General features: G+C 52.9%; 11 protein-coding genes. 9 read left to right on the top strand and 2 right to left on the bottom strand.

Features of this window, described 5'->3' with window-relative positions; genetic code table 11:
• Positions 1-23 precede the first annotated feature (23 nt).
• A complete protein-coding gene (locus SGBXF1_RS16750; RefSeq protein ID WP_238320979.1) occupies positions 24-1,856 on the top strand; it encodes an SLC13 family permease in 1,833 nt (610 codons plus the stop codon).
• 30 nt (positions 1,857-1,886) lie between these two features.
• Here SGBXF1_RS16750 and yfbR read toward each other — a convergent pair whose 3' ends face one another.
• Both yfbR and SGBXF1_RS16740 read right to left on the bottom strand, forming a co-directional pair.
• On the bottom strand, positions 1,887-2,486 hold the full coding sequence (gene yfbR, locus SGBXF1_RS16745; protein ID WP_037421003.1) for a 5'-deoxynucleotidase: 600 nt from the start codon (positions 2,484-2,486) through the stop codon (positions 1,887-1,889).
• Between the two features lie 159 nt (positions 2,487-2,645).
• Entirely contained in the window at positions 2,646-3,860 is a 1,215-nt protein-coding gene (locus SGBXF1_RS16740; protein WP_037421000.1) for a pyridoxal phosphate-dependent aminotransferase, read from the bottom strand.
• Positions 3,861-4,722: 862 nt separating this feature from the next.
• On the opposite strand from SGBXF1_RS16740, the gene lrhA reads away from it, so the two are divergent.
• The 8 genes from lrhA (at position 4,723) to nuoH (ending at position 15,202) form a co-directional block, all read left to right on the top strand.
• Entirely contained in the window at positions 4,723-5,658 is a 936-nt protein-coding gene (gene lrhA / locus SGBXF1_RS16735) for a transcriptional regulator LrhA (protein WP_037420997.1), read from the top strand.
• A 710-nt stretch (positions 5,659-6,368) separates the two neighbouring features.
• Positions 6,369-6,806, top strand: a complete 438-nt coding sequence (locus SGBXF1_RS16730; protein WP_037420994.1) for an NADH-quinone oxidoreductase subunit A — start codon at positions 6,369-6,371, stop codon at positions 6,804-6,806.
• Positions 6,807-6,829: 23 nt separating this feature from the next.
• Complete coding sequence (locus SGBXF1_RS16725; RefSeq protein WP_004947278.1) at positions 6,830-7,504, top strand: NuoB/complex I 20 kDa subunit family protein; 675 nt, start codon at positions 6,830-6,832, stop codon at positions 7,502-7,504.
• Positions 7,505-7,600: 96 nt separating this feature from the next.
• A complete protein-coding gene (nuoC, locus tag SGBXF1_RS16720) occupies positions 7,601-9,397 on the top strand; it encodes an NADH-quinone oxidoreductase subunit C/D (RefSeq protein WP_037420988.1) in 1,797 nt (598 codons plus the stop codon).
• 2 nt (positions 9,398-9,399) lie between these two features.
• Positions 9,400-9,951 (top strand): NADH-quinone oxidoreductase subunit NuoE, encoded by a 552-nt coding sequence (gene nuoE, locus SGBXF1_RS16715; protein WP_104410952.1) that lies wholly within the window; start codon positions 9,400-9,402, stop codon positions 9,949-9,951.
• Complete coding sequence (gene nuoF / locus SGBXF1_RS16710) at positions 9,948-11,300, top strand: NADH-quinone oxidoreductase subunit NuoF (protein WP_186427214.1); 1,353 nt, start codon at positions 9,948-9,950, stop codon at positions 11,298-11,300. Before nuoE ends, nuoF begins: the two co-directional genes overlap by 4 nt.
• Before the next feature lie 189 nt (positions 11,301-11,489).
• Positions 11,490-14,228 carry an NADH-quinone oxidoreductase subunit NuoG gene (gene nuoG, locus SGBXF1_RS16705; protein WP_186427213.1) on the top strand — a complete coding sequence of 913 codons (2,739 nt, stop codon included), beginning with the start codon at positions 11,490-11,492 and terminating at the stop codon, positions 14,226-14,228.
• On the top strand, positions 14,225-15,202 hold the full coding sequence (nuoH, locus tag SGBXF1_RS16700; protein ID WP_037420984.1) for an NADH-quinone oxidoreductase subunit NuoH: 978 nt from the start codon (positions 14,225-14,227) through the stop codon (positions 15,200-15,202). Before nuoG ends, nuoH begins: the two co-directional genes overlap by 4 nt.
• Positions 15,203-15,204 lie beyond the last annotated feature (2 nt).

The raw sequence follows: 15,204 nt of genomic DNA, 5'->3' as shown, positions 1-15,204 counted from the left end.
TATCTCTGCCGGATGAGGCCGTTTTGAACAGCGAATTACTGTGGGTGCTGAGTTTACTGTTGATTGCCATTGTGCTGTTTACCACGAATAAGCTGCGTATGGACGTCGTGGCGTTGCTGGTGATCATCGCCTTTGTGCTGAGCGGCACATTGACCTTGTCTGAGGCTACGGTGGGCTTTAGTGACCCCAATGTAATTCTGATTGCTGCGCTGTTCGTGATCGGTGAGGGGTTGGTACGCACCGGTGTGGCTTATCAGGTGGGTGACTGGTTGGTGAAAGTTGCCGGTAGCAGTGAAACCAAAATGTTGATGTTGCTGATGGTCACCGTGGCCGGGCTGGGCGCGTTCATGAGCTCGACAGGCGTGGTGGCAATCTTTATTCCAGTGGTGCTTAGCGTGGCGGCGCGTATGAAAATTGCCCCGGGCAGGTTGATGATGCCGCTGAGCTTTGCCGGTCTGATTAGCGGCATGATGACGCTGGTGGCGACGCCGCCAAACATGGTGGTGAACAGCGAATTGGTGCGAGAGGGCATTAGCGGCTTTGGTTTTTTCGGCGTGACGCCAGTCGGGTTAGCGGTACTGGTGTTGGGCGTGGGCTACATGTTGGTGGCTCGCCGCTGGTTGAGCAATGACGACGGTGACAAAACGCGCGAAACCTGGCAGCGTCGCACTTTTCGTGATCTTATCCGCGACTATAAACTGACGGGCAGAGCGCGCCGGCTGGCTATCCGTAACGGGTCTCCGCTGGTGGGGCGCTCGCTCGACGAAGTGCATCTGCGCGCCCGCTACGGCGCAAACGTGGTGGGAATTGAACGTTGGAAACGCTTTCGGCGTGTGATGGTAAGCGCATCCGGCAGCACCGAGCTGCGTGAAGGGGACGTACTTTTGCTCGACATGTCGGACAGCCAGGTGGATCTCCGCGAGTTTTGCAGTGATCAGCAACTGGAGCCGATGGTATTACGCGGCGATTACTTCTCCGAACAATCACGCAACGTGGGTATGGCGGAAGTGTCGTTAATCCCCGATTCAACGCTGTTGGGCAAAAGCCTGCGTGAATCTACCTTTCGCAGTCGCTACGATCTGAACGTGGTCGGCATACGTCGCAATGGTAAAACGCTGCCGGGTAAATTGGTGGATGAACCGCTAGCGTTGGGCGATATCCTGCTGGTGATCGGTGACTGGAAGGCCATTCGTCAATTGCAGGTAAAAACCCATGATTTCATCGTGCTCAATTTGCCGGCAGAGGTCGACGAGGTAGCACCGGCTATCACCCAGGCACCGCATGCGTTGTTCTGTTTGGCGCTGATGGTGGCCATGATGCTGACTGATGAGATCCCCAATCCCATCGCCGCATTGATTGCCTGTTTATTGATGGGAAAGTTCCGCTGTATCGACATGGAAAGTGCCTATAAGTCGATTCATTGGCCGAGCATTATCTTGATTGTCGGCATGATGCCGTTCGCCCAGGCACTGCAAAAAACAGGCGGGGTGGACTTGATCGTCCGCGGGTTAATGGATGTTTCCGGTGGTGCTGGACCACGGGTCATGCTGGTGTGTCTGTTCGCACTGTGTGCCACTATCGGGCTGTTTATCTCCAACACGGCGACGGCTGTACTGATGGCACCAATTGCTATTGCCGCTGCGCGTGAAATGGGTGTCTCGCCGTACCCGTTTGCGATGATTATCGCTATCGCCGCGTCAGCTGCGTTTATGACGCCAGTTTCTTCGCCGGTGAATACCTTGGTGCTGGGACCGGGGAACTATAAGTTTGGTGATTTTGTCCGTATGGGCGTGCCATTCACACTACTGGTGATGTTGGTCAGCGTGATTATTGTGCCGTGGCTGTATGCTTTTTAATTAACGGCGCAGCGTGCTGCGCCATGAAGGTTACAGGGAGGAGTCCAGGCTGATTTCATCCAGGGACAGGCTGAAACTGGGAATAAACACATTCATGAAGTAATCCATCTCCGGGCTGCTGCGCTGCTGCAGGGTCTTTTCCAGCCGGGCTTTTGCCAGCTTGAATTCGTTATTACCGGCAGACAACTCCTCCAGACATTTCAGGTAGGCACAGAGCGCATCTGCCTGCTTAACCACCAATTTTTCGTCTTCAGTGTAATAGTGCTCGTCAAGAATGGAGCGGAAATCGTTGCGTAACTCGGCGGGAATCATATCCAGCAACTTCTGCTGGGCGATCTTTTCGATCTTCTTATATTCGTGGGCGATCTGTGGATTGTAATACTTGATCGGCGTCGGCATGTCACCAGTGATCACTTCACTGGCATCATGATACATCGCCAGCAGGGCGACGCGATCGGCGCTCAGGTTGCCATTGAACTTTCGGTTTTTGATCACGGCCAACGCATGAGCGACAAACGCTACCTGCAGACTGTGTTCGGAAACATTCTCGGTACGGACATTGCGCATCAGCGGCCAGCGATTAATCAGTTTCAAGCGTGACAGATGGGCAAAAAAGTGGCTCTGGCTCATGGTGCTCTCTTTTACAACGGCAAGTGAGGTCTCCATTGTGAGCAGTGATGGCGGCTTATGCAAATATCCTTCTTGCTACGAGCAGCCTATTTTAGGCTGCCGGGGATAGCGTTCCCGCTCAGTGACTGTTTGGAGGTTACCTGAGCGGGGTCTACTCATTTACTGACGGTAGCTTTCGAGGAAGCGTCCCAGTTTGCCTACTGCCATTTCCAGCTCGTCCACACGTGGCAAGGTCACTATGCGCACGTGATCCGGATATGGCCAGTTGAAGGCGCTCCCCTGTACCAGCAGCACTTTTTCCTGTAACAGCAGGTCCAGTACCAATTTCTGGTCGTCGTGGATATTGAATCGTTTAGCGTCGATACGAGGGAACATGTACAGCGCACCCTGAGGCTTCACGCAGGAAACGCCAGGGATCTCGTTCAACAGTTCCCAGGTGCGGTTGCGCTGTTCATACAGACGGCCACCGGGTTGAATGAATTCGCTGATGCTCTGATAGCCGCCCAAAGCCGTTTGGATCGCATGCTGCATCGGCACGTTGGCACACAGGCGCATTGATGCCAGCATTTCCAGGCCTTCGATGTAACCCTTGGCGTGTTTCTTCGGCCCGTTCAGTACCATCCAGCCCTGGCGGAAACCGGCTACGCGGTAGGTTTTAGACAGCCCGTTGAAAGTCACCGTCAGCAAGTCCGGTGCCAGCGCGGCGATGGAATGGTGTTCGGCTTCGTCATACAGGATTTTGTCGTAAATCTCGTCGGCGAAGATGATCAGGTTGTGTTGACGGGCGATCTCAACAATCTGTTCCAACAGTTCTTTGCTGTATACCGCGCCGGTCGGGTTATTCGGGTTGATGATCACAATACCGCGAGTGCGGGGGGTGATTTTGCTGATGATGTCATCCAGATCTGGGAACCAACCGGCTTCTTCATCACACAGATAATGCACAGCCTTGCCGCCAGACAGCGAGACAGCGGCGGTCCATAACGGATAATCCGGTGCCGGCACCAGCATTTCGTCACCGCTGTTCAGCAACGCCTGCATGGATTGCACGATCAGTTCAGAAACCCCATTGCCGATGTAGATATCCTCAACGGTCATGTCACGTATGTTACGCGCCTGGTAGTGCTGCATGATCGCTTTACGTGCCGAGAAGAGCCCTTTGGAATCAGAGTAGCCTTGCGCCGTGGGCAAATTGCGAATCACGTCGACCAGGATTTCATCAGGGGCGTCAAAACCAAACGGGGCTGGGTTGCCGATGTTCAGTTTCAGGACTTTATTGCCTTCTTCTTCAAGACGTTTAGCTTCTTTGAGCACCGGGCCGCGAATGTCATAGCAGACGTTGTCCAGTTTGTTGGATTTCTCAATGGGGGACATAAAAAGTTGAGCCTTTTGCTGGGATGGGGGCGTTCCTACCGTGGAACACCGCAACCTGCACAATGTACTCCTGGCGATAGCGCTTTTGAAGGGTTGTGCACGCCTTTGGTGCAAACGAAGGGGGAGGGGGGCAATTTCAGGGGGTATAAACAACGCTAAAGTAATTTAGTGGGTTTTAACTCCGGGTTTTAATTGTTTTCTGGTTTTTTACTCTGTTATGGTGAGCGCGTGCAGGCATAATTGCCCAGAAGCATCAAGACAGCAGCGATAAAACATCCACGACTGTTAAGCTGGACCGAGGATTAAAACAGATAAAATGTAAAGAAATGATAATGCCAGAGTAGTCTGATGGCGAGTTGCTAATCGGCGATCCACACTAAATGATAAGGCCAAATTACATTAGCAATATTACAGTTTGTATCTTAAGCCACATTTAAGTGGTTATTCCGGAGTTATTCATGGAGTAAATGTTACTAGTTGAATTTATTAAATTCGTTACAAAACGAACCGAAAGATACAGGAAAAAAAATTTATGTTTTATCGTGTCGATTGACGCTGAGGCCAGTCAGGGTGCGGAAGTTGTGCAGCACAATTGGAGTGGAAATCAGGCGCAGTGAATGAGTAAAATATTTATGCAGGTTAAAATTAAACACTTTAACCACTAATAAAGTACGGCGTTCTATAAGCATCTGCGATAGATCACATTTTAAAAGGCGATAGAGGTAACGAATTAAAAGTAATTTTTTTGCCCTCCACTAATGAGTGGGGTACTGTCATGTCTGGCATCGTCCCTTTTAAACGATGTCTTAGAAATACACCAGGGTAGTTTGTAAATTAGAATTCAAAAAGTGAAGAAAACACTATGACAACTGCAAATCGTCCGATACTCAATCTCGACCTCGATCTGCTTAGAACCTTTGTTGCTGTTGCTGATTTGAATACTTTTGCGGCGGCGGCAGTTGCCGTTTGTCGTACCCAATCAGCCGTCAGTCAACAAATGCAGCGGTTAGAGCAACTGGTTGGCAAAGAGTTGTTTGCCCGTCATGGGCGCAATAAATTACTGACCGAACACGGTATACAGCTTCTCGGCTACGCCAGGAAAATCCTGCGCTTCAACGACGAAGCCTGTACTTCGCTGATGTACAACAATATAAAGGGTGTTCTGACTATCGGTGCTTCTGACGATACCGCCGATACCATTTTGCCTTTCCTCCTCAACCGCGTCACGTCAGTGTATCCAAAGCTGGCAATTGATGTTCGGGTGAAACCTAGTTCGTTTATGACCGACATGCTGGAAAACGGTGAAGTCGATCTGGCGATTACCACAATGGCTACCGAAGACCGCCCGCACATTGTGTTGCGGACTTCGCCAACCCTGTGGTATTGCTCGGCGGATTACTATTTTCAGGCTGGAGAACCGATCCCGTTGGTGGTGATGGACGAACCGAGTCCGTTCCGCGCAATGGCGATCAAACACCTGGATGATGCCGGGATTCCATGGCGAATCGCCTATGTTGCGTCAACACTCTCTGCCGTTCGTGCTGCGTGCAAGGCAGGGCTGGGGATCACTGTTCGGCCAATCGAAATGATGAGCCCGGACTTGCGGGTATTAGGCGCGGTAGAAGGCTTGCCACCGTTGCCGGATACCCAATATGCCTTGTGCAAGGATCCAAAGTGCGCAAACGAGCTGGCAATGGCAATTTTCAGCGCAATGCAGAACGGCAATAGCAACTACAGCTTCAGTGGGCCAGGTGCTTCGCTGCAAGATGATGCTTGTCTGGTTGATGATGAGGAATAACGCCAAAACGCGTTAATCCGAATGAAAAACCTCCACCTCGGTGGAGGTTTTTTTTGGCCTAAAATCACGGAAAGTTATCTTTATAAGCGATTAACCTGATTTAAATCCTGAAAAGGTTATTTCTGTTGTTTTATTTTGCAGGTGAGAACTGTTATCAGTCGAAAAAAAAGACTTTCGATGATTTTTTGAACGAATAATTGCGGCGCTAAAGGCCTGGAATCAATATGGTTATTTTGGTAATTTGTCGCGGCCGTGTTTGACCGCCGAAATTGACAAAATTTATTAAAGGGCCACACTTTTTTTGAGGATTTATGCTGGAAACGTGTCCTGGATCAAAAAAATACCCCTAGGTAGTGAGTGGAAGAACAGGAGATTCCTGAGACAATGGTATAGTAAAACTGAAATGTGCATGTTGGTTTATATCTATCTGTTTCTACACAGCAATTAACTGACACGATTTAGCCTAAGCCAGGCGCATGAAATGTTAATTAAATGATATGTATGTAAACTAGTGTGTAGATACTTTTGTCAAAGTTGACAAAAGGTTATAGAAAGGAGTAAAAAGCCCACAGTAAAACGCTGCCTAACTCGCTGTAAAAGCAGTTTGTTTGTGTGGTTAATTTATCCTTCCCTTAAATCGATGTGGTGCACTAACTGCCAGATACAAGAGCAGAGCGATCGACGCCACTTTTGATGAGTAAGCATAGAGTATGTCAACAACCACTGAAGTTATCGCTCATCACTGGGCGTTCGCCGTATTTCTTGTCGTGGCTATCGGGCTTTGCGGCTTAATGCTGCTGGGTGCGTTCTTCTTGGGCGGGAGAGCCCGCGCGCGCGCCAAACACACCCCATTTGAATCAGGCATCGACTCAGTCGGCACGGCGCGTATGCGTCTGTCTGCCAAGTTCTACCTGGTCGCCATGTTCTTCGTTATTTTCGATGTTGAAGCCTTGTACCTGTACGCCTGGTCGGTCTCCATTCGTGAGAGCGGTTGGGTTGGCTTTATCGAAGCCGCCATTTTCATTTTGGTGCTATTGGCCGGTCTGTTTTATCTGGTGCGTATTGGCGCATTGGACTGGACACCGTCGCGTTCCAAACGTCTGAGTAAACCAGGCACGATCACTAACACCAACAGTCATCCGCAGTAGTCGGTTAAAAACGAGGCATTAAGATGGACTATACGCTCACCCGCATAGACCCGAACGGTGAGAACGACCGTTACCCCCTGCAAAAACAGGAGATCGTCGCAGATCCTCTGGACCAACAGGTTCACCGCACGGTTTACATGGGTAAACTCGAACATGCATTGCATGACATGGTGAACTGGGGGCGTAAAAACTCTATTTGGCCATATAACTTCGGCCTTTCGTGCTGTTATGTGGAGATGGTGACGTCGTTTACCGCCGTTCACGATGTGGCCCGTTTTGGTGCTGAAGTATTGCGTGCTTCACCGCGTCAGGCTGACCTGATGGTCGTTGCCGGCACTTGCTTCACCAAAATGGCCCCGGTCATTCAGCGCCTGTATGAACAGATGCTGGAGCCAAAATGGGTGATCTCCATGGGCGCCTGCGCCAACTCCGGCGGCATGTACGACATCTATTCCGTTGTACAGGGCGTGGACAAGTTCCTTCCGGTCGACGTGTATATTCCTGGCTGCCCACCGCGTCCAGAAGCGTACATGCAAGCGCTGATGCTGCTACAGGAATCTATTGGCAAAGAACGCCGCCCTCTGTCTTGGGTTGTCGGCGATCAGGGCGTTTATCGCGCCAATATGCAGTCTGAAAGAGAGCGTAAACACGGCGAGCGTATCGCGGTGACCAACCTTCGGACGCCTGACGAGATTTAAGACGTTCATTTAACGTCCATCTTAGTGCGCTATTGGTTAACACAGCGAAAAGTGAACTTGCGGCGAAATAACCCTTTAGTGTGGTGAAAAAAAATTATGACAGATTTAACGACGCACGACGCCTTGCCTTCTTGGCAAACCCGGGATCACCTTGACGATCCGGTTATTGGCGAACTGCGCAACCGTTTTGGGCCGGAAGCCTTTACTGTTCAGCCCTCCCGTACCGGAATGCCCGTGGTATGGGTCAAACCTGACCAGTTACTGGAAGTAATGACGTTTTTAAGAAAACAGCCGAAGCCTTACGTCATGCTGTTCGATTTGCATGGCGTGGACGAGCGTCTGCGAACCCACCGCGATGGCCTGCCTGCTGCGGATTTCTCTGTTTTCTATCATCTGATTTCTATCGAACGTAACCGCGATATCATGCTGAAAGTGGCACTGTCTGAAAAAGACTTGCACGTGCCCACAGCAACCAAGGTCTTCCCGAATGCCAACTGGTATGAGCGTGAAACCTGGGAAATGTTCGGTATTACCTTCGACGGCCACCCACACCTGACGCGCATCATGATGCCGCAAACCTGGGAAGGCCACCCGCTGCGTAAAGACTACCCGGCCCGCGCCACCGAATTCGATCCTTTTGTGTTGACCAAACAGAAAGAAGATTTGGAAATGGAAGCGCTGACCTTCAAGCCAGAAGATTGGGGCATGAAGCGCGGCACCGAGAACGAGGACTTCATGTTCCTTAACCTCGGTCCGAACCACCCGTCTGCGCACGGTGCATTCCGTATCATTCTGCAGTTGGATGGCGAAGAGATCGTCGATTGCGTTCCAGATATTGGTTACCACCACCGTGGTGCCGAGAAAATGGGCGAACGTCAGTCCTGGCACAGTTACATTCCGTACACCGACCGTATCGAGTATCTCGGCGGTTGTGTGAACGAAATGCCTTATGTGCTGGCGGTTGAGAAACTGGCAGGTATCAAAGTGCCGGATCGCGTAGACACCATTCGCGTGATGCTGTCAGAACTGTTCCGCATCAACAGTCACTTGCTGTACATCAGTACCTTTATTCAGGACGTCGGCGCAATGACCCCGGTGTTCTTCGCCTTTACCGACCGTCAGAAAATCTACGATTTGGTTGAAGCGATTACCGGTTTCCGTATGCACCCGGCCTGGTTCCGTATTGGCGGTGTTGCACACGACCTGCCACGCGGCTGGGATCGTCTGCTGCGCGAGTTCCTTGAGTGGATGCCAAAACGTCTGGATTCTTACGTCAAGGCTGCACTGAAGAACAGCATCCTAAAAGGCCGTTCTGTCGGTGTTGCATCCTACAATGCTAAAGAAGCCTTGGAGTGGGGCGTCACTGGCGCGGGTCTGCGCGCTACCGGTATCGAGTTCGACGTGCGTAAATGGCGTCCATATTCTGGCTACGAGAATTTCGATTTTGAAATTCCGGTGGGTGACGGCAACAGCGACTGCTATACCCGTGTGATGTTAAAAGTGGAAGAGCTGCGTCAGAGTCTGCGCATCCTCGAACAGTGCCTGAACAACATGCCGGAAGGCCCGTTCAAGGCCGATCACCCGCTGACCACACCGCCGCCGAAAGAGCGCACGTTGCAGCACATTGAAACGCTGATCACCCACTTCCTGCAGGTTTCCTGGGGCCCGGTGATGCCAGCCAACGAATCATTCCAGATGATTGAAGCCACTAAAGGGATCAACAGCTACTACCTGACCAGCGACGGCAGCACCATGAGCTACCGCACCCGGGTACGTACGCCAAGCTTTGCGCATTTGCAGCAAATCCCAGCGGTAATCCGTGGCAGCCTGGTCTCCGACCTGATCGTCTATCTGGGTAGTATCGATTTTGTAATGTCAGATGTGGACCGCTAACTATGCATGATCAAAAAGACAATCACGCGAATAACGAAGCGCTTGAACCCATCAATGCGGCCGCTCCTCAGAGCGGCGTTGATGCATTTGAGCTGAGCGCGGAAGAACGTGATGCGATCGAGCACGAAAAGCACCATTACGAGGATCCACGCGCCGCCTCCATTGAAGCACTGAAAATTGTGCAGAAGCAGCGTGGTTGGGTTCCGGACGGTGCGATTTATGCCATCGCGGAAGTGCTGGGCATTCCTGCCAGCGACGTAGAAGGCGTGGCCACGTTCTACAGCCAGATTTTCCGTCAGCCAGTAGGACGTCACGTGATCCGTTATTGTGACAGCGTTGTTTGTCACATCACCGGTTATCAGGGCATTCAGGCCGCCATTGAGAAGAAGCTAAGCATCAAACCCGGTCAAACTACCTTTGATGGGCGCTTCACTCTGCTGCCAACCTGCTGCCTGGGCAACTGCGATAAAGGGCCAACCATGATGATTGATGAGGACACTCACAGTCAGCTGAAGCCTGAAGATATCGAGACGTTACTGGAGCAGTATCAATGATTAAAGACATTGTACGCACTCCCGAAATGCACCCGCTGACCTGGCGACTGCGCGACGACAAACAGCCTGTGTGGCTGGATGAATACCGCAGCAAAAATGGTTACGCCGGCGCTGAAAAAGCCATTAGGGGCCTGGCCCCGGATGAGATCGTCACCCTGGTAAAAGACGCCGGGTTGAAAGGTCGTGGCGGCGCAGGTTTCTCCACCGGCCTGAAGTGGAGCCTGATGCCGAAAGACGAATCCATGAACATCCGTTACCTGCTGTGTAACGCCGATGAAATGGAGCCGGGCACCTATAAAGACCGTTTGCTGATGGAACAACTGCCGCACCTGTTGGTGGAAGGCATGCTGATCTCTGCATTCGCGCTGAAGGCTTACCGTGGCTATATCTTCCTGCGCGGTGAGTACATTGAAGCTGCGGTGCATTTGCGCCGTGCGATTGCCGAAGCCACCGAAGCCGGTTATTTGGGCAAGAACATCATGGGCAGCGGCTTTGACTTCGAGCTGATTGTTCATACTGGCGCTGGTCGTTACATCTGCGGCGAAGAAACCGCATTGATCAACTCGCTGGAAGGCCGTCGAGCCAACCCACGCTCCAAGCCACCATTCCCGGCGTCTTCCGGTGTTTGGGGCAAACCGACTTGCGTGAATAACGTGGAAACCCTGTGTAACGTTCCGGCGATCCTGGCGAACGGTATTGACTGGTACAAGGGAATTTCCGCCGGTAAGAGTAACGACGCGGGTACCAAACTGATGGGCTTCTCCGGCCGGGTGAAAAACCCAGGCGTTTGGGAGCTGCCGTTTGGTACCACCGCGCGTGAAATTCTGGAAGATTACGCCGGTGGTATGCGTGACGGATTGCGTTTTAAAGCCTGGCAGCCAGGCGGTGCAGGAACCGACTTCCTGACTGCTGATCACCTTGATCTGCCGATGGACTTCGAGAACATCGGTAAAGCCGGCAGCCGTCTCGGCACCGCGTTGGCGATGGCGGTGGACCACGAAATCGGTATGGTTCCGTTGGTGCGTAACCTTGAAGAGTTCTTCGCACGTGAGTCCTGTGGCTGGTGTACGCCATGCCGTGACGGCTTACCGTGGAGCGTGAAGATCCTGCGTGCATTGGAAAATGGTGAAGGGCAACCGGGGGATATCGAAACCCTCGAGCAGCTGTGCCGTTCCCTTGGCCCAGGAAAAACCTTCTGCGCACATGCGCCAGGTGCCGTAGAGCCACTGCAAAGCGCAATTAAATATTTCCGTGAAGAGTTCGAAGCGGGCATCAAAGTGAAGCACTTCAGCAACGCGCATGCGATTGGCGGTATTCAGGCCAATAATCTGCTGAAGCAACGCTGGTAAGCCCGCTTTTAGCCCAAAGTATTTCGCCGGACAGCCAGGCGGCAAGTGGGGAAATCCCCTGGAGCTTACCGCGGTAAGTCACTGGGGTGAGCACACGCAGCCAACAACGCTGTAGGGTGAAATACGCAGGGATACAGAATTTTTGATTAACGCCTGCCGCGAGGCAGGCCACTTGGAAGCATGCTGACTATGGCTACGATTCATGTAGACGGCAAAGAATACGACGTAGATGGTGCTGACAACCTGCTGCAGGCTTGTCTCTCCCTCGGCCTCGATATTCCTTACTTTTGCTGGCATCCGGCGCTGGGAAGCGTCGGCGCTTGCCGCCAATGTGCGGTAAAGCAATACCAAAACGCGGAAGATACGCGTGGCCGTTTGGTGATGTCTTGTATGACACCGGCATCCGATGGGACCTTTATTTCCATCGACGATGGCGAAGCCAAACAGTTCCGTGAAAGCGTGGTTGAGTGGTTGATGACCAACCACCCACACGACTGTCCGGTATGTGAAGAAGGCGGTAACTGTCATTTGCAGGATATGACAGTAATGACCGGCCACAGCTTCCGTAAATACCGTTTCAGTAAGCGTACCCATAACAACCAGGAGTTAGGGCCGTTTATCTCGCACGAGATGAACCGCTGTATCGCCTGTTACCGTTGTGTGCGCTATTACAAGGATTATGCGGACGGCACTGACTTCGGTGTGTACGGCGCACACGACAATGTCTACTTTGGTCGTGTCGAGAGCGGTACGCTGGAAAGCGAGTTCTCCGGTAACCTGGTAGAAGTGTGCCCGACCGGTGTGTTCACCGACAAAACGCATTCCGAACGCTACAACCGTAAATGGGACATGCAGTTTGCGCCAAGCATCTGCCAGCAGTGCAGCATCGGCTGTAACACCAGTCCGGGTGAGCGTTATGGCGAACTGCGTCGTATCGAAAACCGTTATAACGGCAGCGTGAACCATTACTTCCTGTGTGACCGCGGCCGCTTCGGTTATGGCTACGTGAACCAGAAAGATCGTCCGCGTCAGCCACAGCAACTGCGTGGTGACGACTGGATCACCTTGAATGCCGAGCAGGCAATGCAAGGCGCGGCGGATATTCTGCGTCAGGCGAAGAAAACCATCGGTATCGGCTCTCCGCGCGCCAGCCTGGAAAGTAACTTTGCACTGCGCGAACTGGTCGGTGCCGAGAACTTCTACACCGGGATTTCGCAGGCAGAGCAGGGTCGTTTGAACCTGATGCTGAACGTGCTGCAAAACAGCGGCGTTTACACGCCTGCACTGCGTGAAATCGAAGGCTACGATGCGGTATTGGTGTTAGGTGAAGATCTCACCCAAACCGGTGCGCGTATAGCTCTGTCGGTACGTCAGGCGGTGAAAGGCAAGGCTCGTGCTATGGCGGCAGCCCAGCGTGTTGCCGACTGGCAGATCGCGGCGATCCAAAACATTGGTCAACACGCGAAATACCCGCTGTTTGTGACCAACGTGGATGACACGCGTTTGGACGACATCGCGGCATGGAACTACCGTGCACCGGTGGATGAGCAGGCGCGTTTCGGTTTCGCTATTGCCCATGCGCTGGACAATGCGGCACCGGCGGTCAGCGATTTGGCTGGCGGCCTGAACAAGAAAGTCGACATCATCGTGCAGGCGCTGACTGATGCGCGTAAACCGTTGATCATCACCGGCAGCAACGCCGGTAGCGAAGCCATCATCGAAGCGGCGGCTAACATCGCCAAAGCGCTGAAGGATCGCGGTTCTGACGTGGGTATCACCTTCGTAGCCAGTGCTGCCAACAGCCTCGGTTTGTCGATGATCGGCGGCGGTTCACTTGATCAGGCTTTGACGCAGTTGGAAAACGGCGACGCCGATACTGCTATCGTCATGGAAAACGATCTCTACCGGCATGCGCCTGCGGGGAAAGTGGACGCGGCGCTGGCCAAGGTCAGCAACCTGATTGTAGCGGACCATCAACGCACTGCCGTGATGGAAAAGGCTAACCTGATCCTGTCTGCGGCAAGTTTTGCCGAGAGTGACGGTACGTTGGTCAACCAGGAAGGCCGCGCACAGCGCTTCTTCCAGGTCTACGATCCTGCCTACTACGACGATGCTAAAAAGAATCAGTTTACCGTGATGCTGGAAAGCTGGCGCTGGATGCACTCGCTGCATTCCACCTACACCAGTCGCCACGTGGATTGGACGCAGCTCGACGACGTGATCGCCGCCTGTGTCAAAGCATTGCCGCAACTGCAGGGCATCGTCGACGCAGCACCAGATGCGAGCTTCCGTATTCGTGGTCAGAAACTGGCGCGTTCTCCGATTCGCTCCAGCGGCCGTACGGCCATGCGCGCTAATATCAGCGTACATGAACCGCGTCAGCCACAGGATAAAGACACCATGTTCGCCTTCTCCATGGAAGGGAACAACAGCCCGCTGGCCGACCGTCAGCAGATCCCATTCGCATGGGCACCAGGTTGGAACTCACCGCAAGCATGGAACAAGTTCCAGGCCGAAGTGGGTGGCAAGTTGCGTCATGGCGATCCGGGTGTGCGTCTGATTGAAGCAGGGGAGGGCAAGCTGGATTACTTTACCAACGTGCCTGCCGCCTTTGGTCATGAGCAAGGCTGGCGTGTTGCGCCGTATTACCATTTATTCGGCAGTGATGAAATGTCACAGCGTTCTGGTGTGATCCAGCAACGTATGCCGGATGCTTATGTCATGGTGAACCCGGCGGATGCTGCTGCGCTTGGCGTTAATGCCGGTGCGCTGGTGGAATTCAGCTGTGCAGGTCAGACGCTGCGTCTGCCAGTACGCCTGAGTGAAACCCTGACCCAGGGACAGGTGGGTTTACCGCTTGGTTTGCCTGGGATCCCGCCAGTATTGGTGGGTGCGACGGTTGAAAATCTGCGGGAGGCGACACGATGAGCTGGTTTACCCCTGAGGTGATCGACATTCTGATTGCCATTCTTAAAGCGGTAGTGATCCTGCTGGTCGTAGTGAGCTGTGGGGCATTCATGAGCTTCGGCGAACGCCGTTTGCTCGGTTTGTTCCAGAACCGTTATGGACCAAACCGTGTCGGCTGGGGTGGCTCGCTGCAGCTGGTCGCCGACATGATCAAAATGTTCTTCAAGGAAGACTGGGTACCGAAATTCTCCGACCGGGTGATCTTTACCCTGGCGCCGATGATCGCCTTTACTTCCCTGTTGCTGGCATTTGCCATTGTTCCGGTCAGTCCGACCTGGGCAGTGTCCGACCTCAATATCGGTATTTTGTTCTTCCTGATGATGGCTGGCCTGGCGGTATACGCCGTGCTGTTCGCCGGCTGGTCGAGCAACAACAAATACTCGCTGTTGGGGGCGATGCGTGCTTCCGCGCAAACCCTGAGCTATGAAGTGTTCATCGGCCTGTCGCTGATGGGCGTGGTGGCGCAGGCAGACTCCTTCAACATGCAAACCATCGTTGAATCTCAGGCGCATCTGTGGAACGTTATCCCGCAATTCTTTGGTTTTGTTACCTTTGCGATTGCCGGTGTTGCGGTGTGCCACCGCCATCCGTTTGACCAACCAGAAGCCGAGCAGGAACTGGCTGACGGTTACCACATTGAATATTCCGGTATGAAATTCGGTCTGTTCTTTGTGGGTGAGTACATCGGTATCGTCACCGTTTCTGCCCTGATTGTGACGTTGTTCTTCGGTGGCTGGCAGGGTCCATTCCTGCCGCCATTCATCTGGTTCGCGCTGAAAACGGCTTTCTTCATGATGATGTTTATTCTGATTCGTGCTGCTCTGCCACGTCCGCGCTATGACCAGGTGATGGCCTTCGGCTGGAAAGTGTGTCTGCCGCTGACGCTGCTGAACCTGCTGGCGACTGCCGCAGTCATTTTGTACAACGCTCAATAAGG

The sequence above is a fragment of the Serratia grimesii genome, from assembly GCF_900186025.1.
GTDB lineage: Bacteria > Pseudomonadota > Gammaproteobacteria > Enterobacterales > Enterobacteriaceae > Serratia > Serratia grimesii.
Note: the sequence above shows the minus strand (reverse complement) of the source record. Positions and strands in the feature narration are given on the sequence as shown.

Bases quoted from the DNA above. Each gene is read 5' to 3' on its own strand.
- SGBXF1_RS16725 (WP_004947278.1), top strand. From the start codon at position 6,830: ATGGACTATACGCTCACCCGCATAGACCCGAACGGTGAGAACGACCGT.
- nuoH (WP_037420984.1), top strand. From the start codon at position 14,225: ATGAGCTGGTTTACCCCTGAGGTGATCGACATTCTGATTGCCATTCTT.
- lrhA (WP_037420997.1), top strand. From the start codon at position 4,723: ATGACAACTGCAAATCGTCCGATACTCAATCTCGACCTCGATCTGCTT.
- SGBXF1_RS16730 (WP_037420994.1), top strand. From the start codon at position 6,369: ATGTCAACAACCACTGAAGTTATCGCTCATCACTGGGCGTTCGCCGTA.
- nuoC (WP_037420988.1), top strand. From the start codon at position 7,601: ATGACAGATTTAACGACGCACGACGCCTTGCCTTCTTGGCAAACCCGG.
- SGBXF1_RS16740 (WP_037421000.1), bottom strand. From the start codon at position 3,860: ATGTCCCCCATTGAGAAATCCAACAAACTGGACAACGTCTGCTATGAC.
- nuoE (WP_104410952.1), top strand. From the start codon at position 9,400: ATGCATGATCAAAAAGACAATCACGCGAATAACGAAGCGCTTGAACCC.
- nuoF (WP_186427214.1), top strand. From the start codon at position 9,948: ATGATTAAAGACATTGTACGCACTCCCGAAATGCACCCGCTGACCTGG.
- nuoG (WP_186427213.1), top strand. From the start codon at position 11,490: ATGGCTACGATTCATGTAGACGGCAAAGAATACGACGTAGATGGTGCT.
- yfbR (WP_037421003.1), bottom strand. From the start codon at position 2,486: ATGAGCCAGAGCCACTTTTTTGCCCATCTGTCACGCTTGAAACTGATT.